The organism is Streptomyces geranii, assembly GCF_002954775.1.
Lineage (GTDB): Bacteria > Actinomycetota > Actinomycetes > Streptomycetales > Streptomycetaceae > Streptomyces > Streptomyces geranii.
The window spans coordinates 1-13,816 of the sequence record NZ_PJME01000013.1 but is presented as its reverse complement, the minus strand read 5'-3'; the positions used below and the strand labels follow the sequence as shown (position 1 = coordinate 13,816).

The 13,816-nt window shown below is 69.4% G+C and carries 12 protein-coding genes; 2 read left to right on the top strand and 10 right to left on the bottom strand.

Going from position 1 to position 13,816, the window contains the following annotated elements; translation table 11 throughout:
• Positions 1-6: 6 nt before the first annotated feature.
• Positions 7-1,263, bottom strand: a complete 1,257-nt coding sequence (frc, locus tag CW359_RS19190; protein WP_105971188.1) for a formyl-CoA transferase — start codon at positions 1,261-1,263, stop codon at positions 7-9.
• 29 nt (positions 1,264-1,292) lie between these two features.
• On the bottom strand, positions 1,293-3,053 hold the full coding sequence (oxc, locus tag CW359_RS19185; protein WP_198655290.1) for an oxalyl-CoA decarboxylase: 1,761 nt from the start codon (positions 3,051-3,053) through the stop codon (positions 1,293-1,295).
• Positions 3,054-3,309: 256 nt separating this feature from the next.
• Here oxc and CW359_RS19180 point away from each other — a divergent pair, with 256 nt between their 5' ends.
• A complete protein-coding gene (locus CW359_RS19180) occupies positions 3,310-4,884 on the top strand; it encodes a FadD7 family fatty acid--CoA ligase (RefSeq protein ID WP_105971187.1) in 1,575 nt (524 codons plus the stop codon).
• A gap of 9 nt (positions 4,885-4,893) precedes the next feature.
• Here CW359_RS19180 and CW359_RS19175 read toward each other — a convergent pair whose 3' ends face one another.
• The 5 genes from CW359_RS19175 to CW359_RS19155 are packed head-to-tail and all read right to left on the bottom strand — an operon-like array spanning position 4,894 to position 11,025.
• Complete coding sequence (locus tag CW359_RS19175; protein WP_105971186.1) at positions 4,894-5,832, bottom strand: LysR family transcriptional regulator; 939 nt, start codon at positions 5,830-5,832, stop codon at positions 4,894-4,896.
• A 43-nt stretch (positions 5,833-5,875) separates the two neighbouring features.
• Positions 5,876-6,088 carry a formate dehydrogenase subunit delta gene (locus tag CW359_RS19170; protein ID WP_232838468.1) on the bottom strand — a complete coding sequence of 71 codons (213 nt, stop codon included), beginning with the start codon at positions 6,086-6,088 and terminating at the stop codon, positions 5,876-5,878.
• A 1-nt stretch (position 6,089) separates the two neighbouring features.
• Positions 6,090-8,906 (bottom strand): formate dehydrogenase subunit alpha, encoded by a 2,817-nt coding sequence (gene fdhF / locus CW359_RS19165; RefSeq protein ID WP_105971185.1) that lies wholly within the window; start codon positions 8,904-8,906, stop codon positions 6,090-6,092.
• The gene (locus tag CW359_RS19160) at positions 8,903-10,525 is read right to left on the bottom strand and encodes a formate dehydrogenase beta subunit (protein ID WP_105971184.1); all 1,623 of its coding nucleotides are present in this window, start codon (positions 10,523-10,525) and stop codon (positions 8,903-8,905) included. Before CW359_RS19160 ends, fdhF begins: the two co-directional genes overlap by 4 nt.
• On the bottom strand, positions 10,522-11,025 hold the full coding sequence (locus tag CW359_RS19155) for a formate dehydrogenase subunit gamma (RefSeq protein ID WP_105971183.1): 504 nt from the start codon (positions 11,023-11,025) through the stop codon (positions 10,522-10,524). The genes CW359_RS19160 and CW359_RS19155 overlap by 4 nt, the downstream gene beginning before the upstream one ends.
• A gap of 282 nt (positions 11,026-11,307) precedes the next feature.
• Between CW359_RS19155 and CW359_RS19150 the strand changes: the two genes are divergently transcribed.
• A complete protein-coding gene (locus tag CW359_RS19150; protein WP_198655289.1) occupies positions 11,308-11,997 on the top strand; it encodes a GntR family transcriptional regulator in 690 nt (229 codons plus the stop codon).
• 84 nt (positions 11,998-12,081) lie between these two features.
• Here the strand turns inward: CW359_RS19150 and CW359_RS19145 are convergent, their stop codons facing one another.
• The 3 genes from CW359_RS19145 to CW359_RS19135 form a co-directional block, all read right to left on the bottom strand.
• Positions 12,082-12,864 carry an acyl-CoA dehydrogenase family protein gene (locus CW359_RS19145; RefSeq protein ID WP_105971181.1) on the bottom strand — a complete coding sequence of 261 codons (783 nt, stop codon included), beginning with the start codon at positions 12,862-12,864 and terminating at the stop codon, positions 12,082-12,084.
• A 19-nt stretch (positions 12,865-12,883) separates the two neighbouring features.
• Complete coding sequence (locus tag CW359_RS19140) at positions 12,884-13,438, bottom strand: beta-class carbonic anhydrase (RefSeq protein ID WP_105971180.1); 555 nt, start codon at positions 13,436-13,438, stop codon at positions 12,884-12,886.
• Between the two features lie 82 nt (positions 13,439-13,520).
• Positions 13,521-13,816 (bottom strand): CoA transferase (locus CW359_RS19135; RefSeq protein ID WP_198655288.1); only part of this gene is annotated, 296 nt, incomplete at its 5' end.

The following is a 13,816-nucleotide window of genomic DNA, read 5'->3' as shown; positions in this document are numbered from 1 at the left end:
CAGGTGTCAGACGATGACCCCGCTCTCCTTCAGCCGGCCGATCGTCTCCTCGTCATAGCCCAGCTCGACCAACACCTCGGAGCTGTGCTCGCCCAGCAGCGGAGCACCGGCGATGTCCGGCTTGAACGAGGAGAACTTCACCGGGCTGCCGACCGTCAAATACGTACCGCGGCCCTTCTGTTCGACCTCGACGACCGTGCCGCTCCTGCGCAGGTCCTCGTCGTAGGCGAGTTCCTTCATGCTCATCACCGGGGCGCAGGGCACCTCCCACTCGCGCAGGATGTTCACGGCCTCGTACTTGGTCTTGTCCGCGAGCCACTTCTCGATCTCCTCGAAGATCTCGAAGATGTGCGACTGGCGGGCGCGCGCGGTGGCGTACTCCGGGTCCGCGGCCCACTCGGGGCGGCCGATCACCTCGGCGGTGCGCTTCCAGTTCTGCTCCTGGACGGTGAAGTAGATGTAGGCGTTCGGATCGGTCTCCCAGCCCTTGCACTTGAGCACCCAGCCGGGCTGCCCGCCGCCGCCCGCGTTGCCGCCGCGCGGTACGACGTCTGTGAACTCCCCGTTGGGGTACTGCGGGTACTCCTCCAGATAGCCGACCCGCTCCAAGCGCTGCTGGTCGCGCAGCTTGACGCGGCAGAGGTTGAGCACGGCGTCCTGCATGGAGACGGAGACCTTCTGCCCCTTGCCCGTCTTGTTGCGGTCGATGATCGCGGTGAGGATGCCGATCGCCAGGTGCATCCCGGTGTTGGTGTCGCCGAGGGCACCGCCGGAGATGGTCGGCGGGCCGTCCCAGAAGCCGGTGGTGGAGGCGGCTCCGCCCGCGCACTGGGCGACGTTCTCGTAGACCTTGAGGTCGTTCCAGGACGAGTCGTCGTTGAAGCCCTTGACCGAGCCGAAGATCAGGCGTGGGTTGAGTTCCTGGATACGGTCCCAGGTCAGGCCCATCCGGTCGAGGGCGCCCGGCGCGAAGTTCTCCACCAGGACGTCGGCGTCGGTGATCAGCTTCTCCAACACCTCAAGGCCTTCAGGGGTCTTGGTGTTGATGGCGAGGGAGCGCTTGTTGCTGTTGAGCATCGTGAAGTACAGCGCGTCGAGGTCCTCGATGTCCCGCAGCTGCTTGCGGGTGACGTCGCCGCCGTTGGGGCGCTCCACCTTCAGGACGTCGGCGCCGAACCAGGCGAGCAACTGGGTGCAGGCGGGGCCGGCCTGGACCCCGGTGAAGTCGATCACCTTGATTCCGGCGAGCGGCTTTTCACTCATGTCAGCTTCCTTTTCGTGAAGTTGCGTGGTCACTTCTTGGCCGGCGTGATGTTGCCGACGGTGATGCCCTTGGGGTTGAGGTGCGAGATGTGGCCGCTCTCGGTGCCGGCCGAGGGGTCGATCACGCAGTCGATGAGCGCCGGTCCGCCGGAGGCAAGTGCCTCGGTGAGCGCGGCGGTTACCTCGGCGGGCGTGGTGGCGCGGTAGCCCTTGCCGCCGAACGCCTCGATGAGCAGGTCGTGTCGGGCCGCCGACATGAGGGTCGTGGGTGAGGGCGCGTCGTCGTACGGGTTGGTGTCGTCGCCCCGGTAGACCCCGCCGTTGTTCATGATCACGGTGACGACGGGCAGCTTGTAGCGGCAGATCGTCTCGATCTCGATCCCGCTGAACCCGAAGGCGCTGTCGCCCTCGACGGCGACGACCGGCGCCCCGCTCTCGACGGCGGCGGCGATCGCATACCCCATACCGATGCCCATGACGCCCCAGGTGCCGCTGTCGAGACGGTGGCGCGGTACGTGCATGTCGATGACGTTGCGCGCGATGTCCAGCGCGTTGGCACCCTCGTTGACGATGTACGTCTCCGGGCGCGCGCGCACGACATCGCGTACGGCCTTGAGGGCGCCCATGAACTGCATGGGGTGCGGGTCGGCCTCCAGCCGTATGGCCATCTTGGCGACGTTCTGCGCCGAGCGGGCGCCCAGCTCCTCGCGCCAGGCCGAAGGGGCCGCGATCTGGCCGGGCTTGGTCCGCTCGGCGAGGGCGTCGAGCACCGACTCGATGTCGCCGACGAGCGGGGCGGCGATGGGCTGGTTGCTGTCGATCTCCTTCGGGTCGATGTCGATCTGGACGAACTTGGCGTCGGGGTTCCACCCCGTCTGACCATGCCCCAGCAGCCAGTTGAGGCGGGCGCCGATCAGCATCACCACGTCGGCCTTCTTCAGCGCCAGGGAACGCGCGGTGGCCGCGGACTGCGGGTGGTCGTCGGGCAGCAGGCCCTTCGCCATCGACATCGGTACGTACGGGATGCCCGTCGACTCGATGAACTCCCGGACCTTGGCGTCCGCTTGGGCGTACGCGGCACCCTTGCCCAGCACCACCAGCGGGCGTTCGGCGGCGGCCAGCAGCTCGATCGCCCGGTCCACGGCCTCCGGCGCCGGGAGTTGGCGCGGCGAGGGGTCGACGAGACGGCTCAGCGTCTTCGCGCCCTCCTCGGCGGGCAGGATGGAGCCGAGGACGGCGGCGGGGATGTCGAGGTAGACACCGCCGGGGCGCCCGGAGATCGCGGTGCGCAGGGCGCGGGCGATGCCCCGGCCGATGTCCTCGACGCGGCTGACCCGGTAGGCGGCCTTCACGAAGGGCTGGGCGGCGGCGAGTTGGTCCATCTCCTCGTAGTCGCCCTGCTTGAGGTCGACGAGGTGGCGCTCGCTGGAGCCGGAGATCTGCACCATCGGGAAGCAGTTGGTGGTCGCGTTCGCCAGCGCGACCAGGCCGTTGAGGAAGCCGGGAGCCGACACGGTCAGCGCGATGCCGGGCTTCTTGGTGAGGTAGCCGGCCGCAGCCGCCGCGTGTCCGGCGTTGCTCTCGTGCCGGAAGCCGATGTAGCGGATGCCCTGGGCCTGGGCGAGCCGGGCCAGGTCGGTGATCGGGATGCCGACCACGCCGTAGATGGTGTCGACGTCGTTCATCTTCAGCGCGTCGACGACCAGGTGGTACCCGTCGGTGAGTTCGGTCGGGACGTCGGCCGGAACGTCGGCTGCTGCCGCGGTCTCCAGGGGCGAGGGGGCGGTCATGGTCCGAGGTCCTCCTTGGGCAGGTCCTGCCGGAGCGGCTACTTCTCTCACCATCCGCAGCACGCCGGGCCGCGTCCAAGACCCATCGGCGACCAGCCGATAAACAGCGTCTATCGACCGCAGGTGGAGGGGCCACCAACTCCCTTGATAGACAGTTGCTATCGGCCGTTCACCAGCGCGTATTGGACGCCGACCGCAGGTCACCCCACGCTCGCAGAGGACTGTTCCGTCAGAACTGGCGCGAGGGGGTGGGGTCATGGCCGTTCCGGCCGCGGCATCCGTGCGCGACACCGACCGGTACCGGTCCCCGGCGGTCACGGGCCTGGCCGATCTCCTCGACCGGCAGGTGCGTGAACGCCCGTACGCCCGGGCTCTCGTCGTCACCGGGGAGCGGGTGCCTCTGTCCTACCGGGGGCTCGCCGCGCTGGCCGACGATGTGGCGGCCCGGCTGAGCCGTGCGGGACTGGGGCGCGGTGACGCGGTGGGGCTGATCTGTGCCAACACCGCTGAGTTCGTCGTGGCGTTGCTGGGTGCGGCGCGGGCTGGGGTGGTGCTGGCTCCGCTGGATCCGGCGTTGCCTGCGGCCCAACTCTCGGCTCGGCTGGTGGCGTTGGGGGCGCGGGCGGTGCTCGTCGGGCCGCCGGTGAACGGGGTCGCGCTGCCGGTCCCGGTGTGGCCGCTGCGGGTGGAGGTCTCCCGGGCGGGCACGGCGTCGGTCACGCTAGCTACCGGCACGGCACTCGAAGTACCCAGCGCGGCTGACGAGTTGACGGATCGGGACGCCCTCGTCCTGTTCACCGCCGGGACCACCGACCGGGCGAAGATGGTCCCGCTGACGCACGCGAACGTGGCTGCCTCAGTCCAAGGGGTGTGCACCACCTACGAGTTGGGCCCCGACGACGCGACGGTCGCGGTGATGCCGTTCTTCCACGGCCACGGACTGTTCGCGGTACTACTGGCATCCCTGGCCAGCGGAGGCTGCGTACTGCTGCCCGGGCGGGGACGGTTCTCGGCCGGCACCTTCTGGGACGACATGCGGGCCGTGAACGCCACGTGGTTCACCGCGGTGCCGGCCATCCACGAGATCCTGCTCGACCGTTCGGAGCGCGAGTACCCGGGGCCGCAGGCACCTCCGCTGAAGTTCGTACGGAGTTGCAGCGCGCCCCTCAACACGGCGACGCAGCGCGCGCTGGAGCGCACGTTCGGTGCGCCGCTGCTGTCCGCGTACGGGATGACCGAGTCCTCGCACCAGGCGACCAGTGAACCCCTGCCGCAGCGGGGGCAGTTGAAGCAGGGGTCGGTCGGGCGGCCGACCGGGGTCGAGGTGCGGGTGGTCGACCGGAGCGGGCGGGCGTGTCCGGTGGGCGTCGAGGGCGAGGTGTGGGTGCACGGTCCGAGCGTCGCCCGTGGCTATCTCGGCGACCGGGACGGGACGACGTACACCTTCGTCGGCGGGTGGCTGCGGACCGGTGATCTGGGGACGCTGGACGAGGACGGCTATCTGTCGCTGACCGGGCGGATCAAGAACCTCATCAACCGGGGCGGGGAGAAGATCTCGCCCGAGCATGTCGAGGACATCCTCGCCGGGTGCCCGGGGGTCGCGGAGGCGGCCGTGTTCGCCGTGCCGGACGCGGTGTATGGGCAGCTGGTCGGTGCCGTGGTCGTCGTGCGCGAGGGGGAGAGCGTGGGGCCCGCCGAGATCCTGCGGTACTGCCGGGACCGGCTCGCCGCGTTCGCGGTGCCCGACCGGATCGACGTGGTCGCCGACCTGCCGTACACCGCGAAGGGGGGACTGGACCGGAAGGCGGTGCAGGCCAAGTACGCGCCCTGAACGGGGAGTTCAGCGCACGCGGGGCTCGGTCGGCGTCGGCAGCGGGCGGGCGAAGAAGTCGTCCAGGGACAGACCTGTGGCCGCGTTGACGAAAGCGCGGGCGGCGACCGAGCCGGGCGTGGCCGCGTGGATCGCGACCGAGACCTGGGCGCCGGCCTCCGGGTCGACCAGCGGCAGCGCTCTCGTCCGGCCGACCACCGGCATCGCGCGCAGCCAGGTGTGCGGCACGATGCTCGCCCAACCGCCGCCGCCCACATGGGCGTAGAGGGAGGCGATGGAGTCCGTCTCGACCTGCGGGGTCACCACGAACCCCTTTTCCGCGAACACGGTGTCTACAATCTGCCGGATACGCATGTCCGGTGTCAGGAGCGCGAGCGGGAGCTGGGCCGCGTCCGCCCATGTCACGGTGGCGGACTGCGCGACGAGTTGGTCGTCGGACACCAGCAGCATGTACCGCTCCTGGTAGAGGGGGACGACCTGGAGGCCCTCCAGGTCGCCCGGGTCGAAGTGGGCGATGGCCACGTCCAGTTCGAAGTCCCGCAGTTGGCGGTGGAGTTCCTTGGTCGACAGCCGGGAGCGGACCTGCACCTTGGCCAGTGGGTGCGCCGCGCAGAAGGCGGCCACGGGCAGTGCGAGGGTCGTGGACGCCGTGGGGTCCGTCCCGAGCCGCAGGGTGCCCGTGATGCCGGACTGCACGGCGGCCACCTCGGCCTTGAAGGCGTCCTGTTCGGCGAGGATGCGTTTGGCCCAGACGACGAGCCGTTCGCCTTCCGGGGTGAGGCCCTGGTAGTTGTGCCCTCGGTTGATGAGGGTGACGTTCAACTCCCGTTCCAGCTTGGCTATCGCCGCCGAGAGCGCCGGCTGGGACACGTAACAGGACTCCGCCGCCCGGGCGAAGTGCCGTTCCCTCGCCACCGCCACGAAGTACTCCAGCTGCCGGAACAGCATGAACGACTCCTCTCCGTCCGGGGCCGTCAGCGTACGCGGCGGGTCAGCGCAGGAGCTTCACGGCGGCGACCACCAGGGGGTCAAGCCCGTCCGCTCCGGCGTCGACGAACTCGTAAAGTCTGGTACGCATGCGCGGATCCCAGAACCTGCCGATGTGGCCGGCGATCTCCTCGGCGGCCCGCTCCCCCGGCAGGTGTCCGAGGTTTCTGGCGATGTCGTTGGCCATCCTGCGCTCCGACGGCACGGTCGCTGTCATGTCAATCCACCACCGTGACAAGGTCGTTGCCGGTGGCCTCGGTGTCGCTCTGTCGCTCCGGACGCGCGAGGCCGACCTGTACGGCGGTCACCTTGTACTCGGGGCAGTTGGTCGCCCAGTCCGAGTTCTCCGTGGTCACGACGTTCGCGCCGGTCACGGGGTGGTGGAAGGTGGTGTACACGACGCCGGTGGGCATCCGGTCGGAGATCTCCGCCCGCAGCGTCGTACGCCCGACGCGGCTGGCCAGGGTGACCATGTCGCCGTCCTTGATGCCCCGGTCCTCGGCGTCGTGCGGATGCAGTTCGAGGATGTCCTCGGGGTGCCAGGCGACGTTGCCGGTACGGCGGGTCTGCGCGCCGACGTTGTACTGGCTGAGGATGCGTCCGGTGGTGAGTACCAACGGGAAGCGGCGGGTGCTGCGTTCGTTGGTCGGTACGTAGGAGGTGACCACGAACCTGCCCTTGCCGCGCACGAATTCGTCGACGTGCATGATGGGCGTGCCCTCCGGCGCCGCCTCGTTGCACGGCCACTGGACGCTGCCGAGCTTGTCGAGCAGCTCGAAGGAGACTCCGGTGAACGTCGGTGTGACGGAGGCGATTTCTTCCATGATCGTGCGTGGATGGTCGTACGCCATCGGGTAACCCATCGCGGTGGCTATCTCGCTGACGATCTGCCACTCGTGCTTGCCCGTCTTCGGTTTCATCACCGCGCGCACCCGGTTGATCCGGCGTTCAGCGTTGGTGAACGTGCCGTCCTTCTCCAGGAACGAGGCGCCGGGCAGGAAGACGTGCGCGAACTTGGCGGTCTCGTTGAGGAACAGGTCCTGTACGACGACCAGTTCCATCGCTTCGAGGGCGGCGGTGACGTGCTTGAGGTTGGGGTCCGACTGGGCGATGTCCTCGCCGTGCACGAACAGGCCGCGGAATGTGCCGTCGATCGCCGCGTCGAACATGTTGGGGATGCGAAGTCCCGGCTCGGCCAGGAGGGTTCCGCCCCAGAGGTTCTCGAAGACGGTGCGTACCGCGTCGTCCGACACATGGCGGTAGCCGGGGAGTTCGTGCGGGAACGAGCCCATGTCGCAGGAGCCTTGCACGTTGTTCTGGCCGCGCAGCGGGTTCACGCCGACGCCGTCCCGGCCGATGTTGCCGCACGCCATCGCGAGGTTGGCCATTCCCATGACCATGGTTGAGCCCTGGCTGTGCTCGGTGACACCGAGGCCGTAGTAGATGGCTCCGTTGGGCGCGGTCGCGTACAGCCGTGCCGCCGCCCGGAGTTCGGCGGCCGGTACGCCGGTGATCGGCTCGACGGCCTCCGGGCTGTTCTCGGGGCGGGCGATGAACTCGGCCCAGTCGTCGAAGTCCTCGCACCTGGCGTCCACGAACTGCCGGTCCACCAGGCCCTCGGTGACCACCACATGGGCCATGGCGTTGACGACGGCGACATTGGTGCTCGGCCTGAGCTGGAGGTGGTGCTGGGCCTCGATGTGCGGGGAGCGTACGAGGTCGATGCGGCGCGGGTCGACGACGATCAACTTGGCGCCCTCGCGCAGGCGTCGCTTCATGCGGGACGCGAACACCGGGTGTCCGTCGGTGGGGTTGGCGCCGATGACCATGATGACGTCGGCCTCGGCCACGGAACGGAAGTCCTGGGTGCCCGCCGACTCGCCGAAGGTCTGCTTGAGTCCGTAGCCGGTGGGTGAGTGGCAGACGCGGGCGCAGGTGTCGACGTTGTTGTTGCCGAAGGCGGCGCGCACCATCTTCTGTACGACGTACACCTCTTCGTTGGTGCAGCGCGAGGAGGTGATGGCGCCGACGGAGCTGGTGCCGTACCGGTCCTGGAGTTCGCGCATGCGCCGGGCGACCGTGCCGATCGCCTCCTCCCACTCGACCTCGCGCCAGGGGTCGGTGATCCGATCGCGGACCATGGGCTTGAGGACGCGGTCGGGATGGGTGGCGTAGCCGAAGGCGAAGCGGCCCTTCACGCAGGAGTGGCCCTCGTTGGCGCCGCCGTCCTTGTGGGGCACCATCCGCACGAGTTCGTCGCCGCGCAGCTCGGCCTTGAAGGAGCAGCCGACACCGCAGTACGCGCAGGTGGTCACAACTGACCTGGTGGGCATGCCGAGTTCGACGACCGAGCGCTCCTGGAGCGTCGACGTCGGGCAGGCCTGGACGCACGCGCCGCAGGAGACGCACTCGGAGTCCATGAAGGACTCCCCCGCCCCCGGTGAGACCTTGGAGTCGAAGCCGCGTCCCTCGATGGTGAGCGCGAAGGTGCCCTGCACCTCGCCGCAGGCCCGTACGCAGCGGGAGCAGGCGATGCACTTGGACGGGTCGAAGTCGAAGTAGGGGTTGGAGGTGTCCTTCTCCGCTTCGAGGTGGTTGGCGCCCTCGTAGCCGTAGCGGACCTGCCGGAGCCCCACCACGCCTGCCATGTCCTGGAGTTCGCAGTCGCCGTTGGCCGGGCAGGTGAGGCAGTCGAGGGGGTGATCGGAGATGTACAGCTCCATGACGCCCTGGCGGAGCTTCTCCACCTTCGGCGTCTGGGTGCTGACCTTCATGCCGTCTGCGCACGGTGTGGTGCAGGATGCCGGGGTGCCGCGCCGGCCGTCGATCTCGACGACGCACAACCGGCAGGAGCCGAAGGCCTCCAGGCTGTCGGTGGCACACAACTTCGGTATGTCGACGCCTGTTTGGGCTGCGGCGCGCATCACCGAGGTGCCCTCGGGGACGCTCACCGGGAAGCCGTCGACCTCCACCGACACCGTTGCCGGGCCGGGCCGTTCCGGGGTGCCGAAGTCCGGTTCCTTGAGGAGTGTCATGCCGTTCCCTCCGTCCTCACGCCGCTCGCCTGTACGGGGTGGATCTCCAAGAGCCGACGACCGCCGAGGAAGTCGTCGGGGAAGTGCGTGAGGGCGCTGCGGACGGGCATCGGGGTCAGCCCGCCCATCGCGCACAGCGATCCGTCGGTCATCAGGTCGCAGAGGTCTTCGAGCAGGGCGAGGTTCTCGTCGCGATGCGTACCGGCGACGATCTTGTCGATCACCTCGACCCCGCGCACCGAACCGACTCTGCAGGGGGTGCACTTGCCGCAGGACTCCTCGGCGCAGAACTCCATCGCGAAGCGGGCCTGCGCCGCCATGTCGACGCTGTCGTCGAAGACGACGATCCCGCCGTGCCCGAGCATCGCGCCCGCCTCGGCGAACGCCTCGTAGTCCATGGGCAGATCGAACAGCGACTCCGGCAGATACGCTCCGAGCGGTCCGCCGACCTGGACTGTACGGACCGGCCGCCCGGTGTGCGTCCCGCCGCCGTAGTCCTCGATCAACTCGCGCAGGGTGATGCCGAAGGCGGTCTCCACGATGCCGCCGCGCGCGATGTTGCCGCCGAGCTGGAACACCTGGGTGCCTCGCGAGCGGCCGACGCCGAGGTCCTGGTAGGCCTTCGCGCCGTTCGCGAGGACGACCGGGACGGTGGTCAGGGTGAGGACGTTGTTCACCACGGTCGGTTTGCCGAACAGGCCCTCGATCGCCGGGATCGGCGGCTTCGCGCGGACCATGCCCCGCTTCCCCTCCAGGCTCTCCAGCATCGAGGTCTCCTCGCCGCAGATGTACGCGCCCGCCCCGACGCGGACATGCAGGTCGAAGTCGAGCGCGGAGCCGAGGATGTTCTTGCCCAACCAGCCCTGCTCGCGGGCAAGTTCGATCGCCTCGCGCAAGGTGGCGATGGCGTCCGGGTATTCGGAGCGGACGTAGACGTACCCCTCGCTCGCGCCGACCGCGTACGCGGCGATCGTCATGCCCTCGACGAGGAGGAAGGGGTCGCCCTCCATGACCATGCGGTCGGCGAAGGTACCGCTGTCGCCCTCGTCGGCGTTGCAGCAGACGAACTTCAGCTCGTCGGCGCAGTCCAGCACCGTCTTCCACTTGATCCCGGCCGGGAATCCGGCGCCGCCGCGACCGCGAAGTCCGGATTCGGTGACCTGGGCGACGACGTCGGCGGGCGTCATGTCCAGGGCGGCGCGCAGTCCGGCGAGGCCGCCATGCTCGACATACTCCTGTGGGGACAGGGGGTCGGTCACGCCGACCCTGGCGAAGGTGACGCGGTTCTGGCGGGCCAGCCAGGGCAGTTCGTCGACCAGGCCGAGGCGCAGGGGGTGTTCGGCGCCGTCCAGCATGCCTGCGGCGAGCAGCGCGTCCACGTCCTCGGCGGCGACCGGGCCGTAGCCGACGCGGCCCTGCGGGGTCACGACCTCGACCATCGGCTCCAGCCAGAGCAGGCCGCGCGATCCGTTGCGTACGACGTCGATGGCGAAGTCCCCGCGCGTGGCGGCGCGTTGGAGGGCACCGGCGACCTCGTCCGCGCCGACGGACCTGGCCGCCGAGTCGCGGGGGACGTAGACCGTCGCCGTGGAGTGGGCGGGGTGAGCGGAGTTGTTCATGAGGAGACCGTCCCGTTGAGCGTCGCGTCGCGCGTGCCGTTGAGGAGGGAGCCCAGTCGGGCCGGGCTCACCCGTCCGTGCAGCCGTCCGTTCGCCTCGACCGACGGTCCCAGCGCGCAGTTGCCCAGGCAGAAGACCTGCTCGACGGTCACCGAACCGTCCGGCGACGTCTCCCCCAGGGGCAGTCCGCTCTCGCGCGCGTAGTTCACGAGGCGGTCGGCGCCCAGGGCCTGACAGGCCTCGGCCCGGCAGATGCGTACCGTGTTGCGGCCCGCGGGCTCGCGGCGGAAGTCGTGGTAGAAGGTCACCACCCCGTGGACATCCGCCCGGGAGAGGTTGAGCGCGTCGGCCAGCACCGGAATCGCCTCCTGCGGCACATGGCCCAACTCGGCCTGGACCGCGTGCAGTACGGGCAGCAGCGGGCCGCGTCGGCCCCGATGCTCGGCCACCACCCTCCGGACCACACTCTCGACCGTCACATCGCTCCCGCTGGTCGTCATGTTCGCTCCGCCTTCCGAAACGCGGTCCCCGGCGAAAGTTGCAGGAGACTGAGACGATACCCCATACAGGCTTCTGTATACAGACGACAGACGACAAGTGGTCGTCAAGTGCGCTTCACCGCTTCACACGATCGAGGGGAACATCGCAGGGGAGGCGGTCCACGATCGACAGACCACGCCATGTTGCATACCAAAACCTGTATGCTGAAACCGTTGTCGGCAACTCTCTCGACGACCCCTCTCTTGGCAAAGCCGTCGGCCCGGCGGCGGAACGGGACAACCATGCGCGAGGCACTCACAGCCGCAGCGTCCCGGCGCGTCACCCGCCCGGCTCCACTGCGCCAGGCCGTGTACGACGCGCTGACCGAACTGATCGTCAACGGCTCGCTCAAGCCCGGCCAGCACCTGGTCGAGGCCGAACTCGCCGAACACCTCGGGGTCAGCCGGCAGCCGGTCCGCGAGGCGCTGCAGCGGCTGCAGACCGCCGGCTGGGTCGACCTGCGGCCCGCGCAGGGCGCCTTCGTCCACTCCCCCACCGCCGAAGAGGCCGCCCAACTGCTCGGTGTGCGCTCGGTGCTGGAGACCTACTCGGCCCAGCTCGCCGCCCGCAACGCGAAGTCCGAGGACGTCGAGCAGCTCTGCGAACTGCAGAACGAAGGCGTCGACGCGCTCGCCGCCGGTGACGTCGAGCGCCTGGTCGCGGCCAACACGGCCCTGCACGCGTACGTCACGTCCCTGGCCGCGAACGACGTACTGGCCGAGATGCTCTCGCAGGTGGGCCAGAAGGTGCGCTGGTACTACACGCCCATCGCGAAGCCCCGCGGCAAGGAAGCCTGGAACGAGCACACGCAGCTCATCAAGGCCATCGAGAAGGGCGACCCGGACCGCGCGGGCGAGGTCATGCGCAAGCACACCGAGCGGACGGCCGAGTTCTACCGCAAGCAGATCGCCGCAGGAGCGGGCCAGAGCTGACCTCGACCAGACTCTTCCAGAACTGGCCTCGACCGAAAGCGACTTCGGCCGAGGCAGCCGAACGGGCTTTTGCCAGGCCGGAGTTCAGGACGGCGCGAGGGATTCTGCGGTCCGGACTCCGACGGGCGTGAGGTGGTAGGCCTGGGTGTCGGCGGCGGCCCGTAGTTCGAGCAGCCACGGCAGGACCGTACCGAGCACGATGTCGAACCCGGCGCCGTCCGTGCCGAGCCTCGCCTCGGCGGGCACGAGCACCGGGTCGGCGAACACGGTGGACGTGGAGCTGCCGGGTGGCCCGGTCGCGTCGGGCCAGGCAGGCACGAACAGGTCGGGGGCGTGTGCCGGGACGCCCCAGAGGGTCAGCCCGTCGGGTGTGCCGAGCGGCCGGGAGGACCAGACGTAACTGTCGGCCTCCCCTGCCGCGACGACCCCGCGCTTGTGCCCGCGCAGGGCGACCACGCCACCGGAGCGCACGGCCGTGCCGCGCGGCAGGCGCAGTTGGGCCTCCGTATCCAGTCCGCCGGTGGCGTCCTCGGTGAGGGCGAGGCTGCCGAGGTGGCGGCCGACGGCGACCTCGCCGCGCACCCAGGGGCTGCCGTACGCCTCGATGACGGCGACCGCCGTGTAGTGGGACCGGAGTACGGCCGCTGTCGCCGGGCAGACCCGGGCCGTCCGCGCCACCACCTCGGCGGCTTCCGGCAGCCCCAGTCCGGCGCCGCCGAACTCGGTGGAGACGGTGAGCCCCAGCAGCCCGGTCGCCCCGAAGGCCGTCACCGCGCCACGGGGGAACCTGCCCTCCAGGGCGGTCAGTTCGGCGCAGGGCGCGACAGCGCGAGTGAGTACTTCCGTGAGAGCGGTGCGGTACGACACGGGTTGCCCCCTTCGGACTTCAGATTTCGGAGTGATCGCCTACGACGCCGGGGCGTGGGTCCGTCTCCCGCAGCAGCCCGGTCGCCACGTCGAAGACGAAGCCCCGGACGTCGTCCGTGTGCGGCAGGAACGGGTTGGTGCGTACGCGCTGCATCGACTGCCGTACGTCCTGGTCGACGTCCCGGAAGGCCTCCACCGCCCAGGCCGGCCGCTGGCCGACCTCCAGCTCCAGTTCGTGCCGGAAGTCCTCGGTCAGGGATTGCATACCGCAGCCTGTGTGGTGGATGAGAACGACACTGCGGGTACCGAGCGCACGCTGACTGATCGTCAGAGAACGGATGGTGTCGTCGGTGACGACGCCACCGGCGTTGCGGATCGTGTGGCAGTCGCCCAACTCCAGTCCCAGGGCGGCGTGCAGATCGATCCGGGCGTCCATGCAGGCCACGACGGCCACGCGCAGGACCGGGCGGGCGCCCATACCGGGGTCGGAAAACCCGGCGGCGTAGGCACGGTTGGACTCCACGAGCCGGTCTGTGACCGCCTCGGTGGTGAAACGGGGTGCGTGAGTGGACATGCTGGGCTCCCTCACTCGGGACGGAACGGGGCGGAACGAGGCAGAACGGAACGGCGTCGGCATCCGCGTCGGCCGTCGGCGGTCAGATCACGCCCTGTGCCTTGAGGAGCGGCAACTCGTCCGCTGTCAGGCCGAGTTCGCCGATGAGGATTTCCTCGGTGTGTTCGCCGAGGAGGGGCGGGGTGGTGATACGGGTGGGGGAGTCGGACAGCTTGAGGGGATTCCCGACCGTGGTGAACTCACCGCGTTCCGGATGCCCGACCGTGACGATCATGTCGTTCGCGGCGAGCGAGGCGTCCTCGATGATCTCCCTCGTGGACAGGATCGGCCCACACGGAATGCTGTATGCGTTCAACCGCTCCAGCACCTCCCACTTCG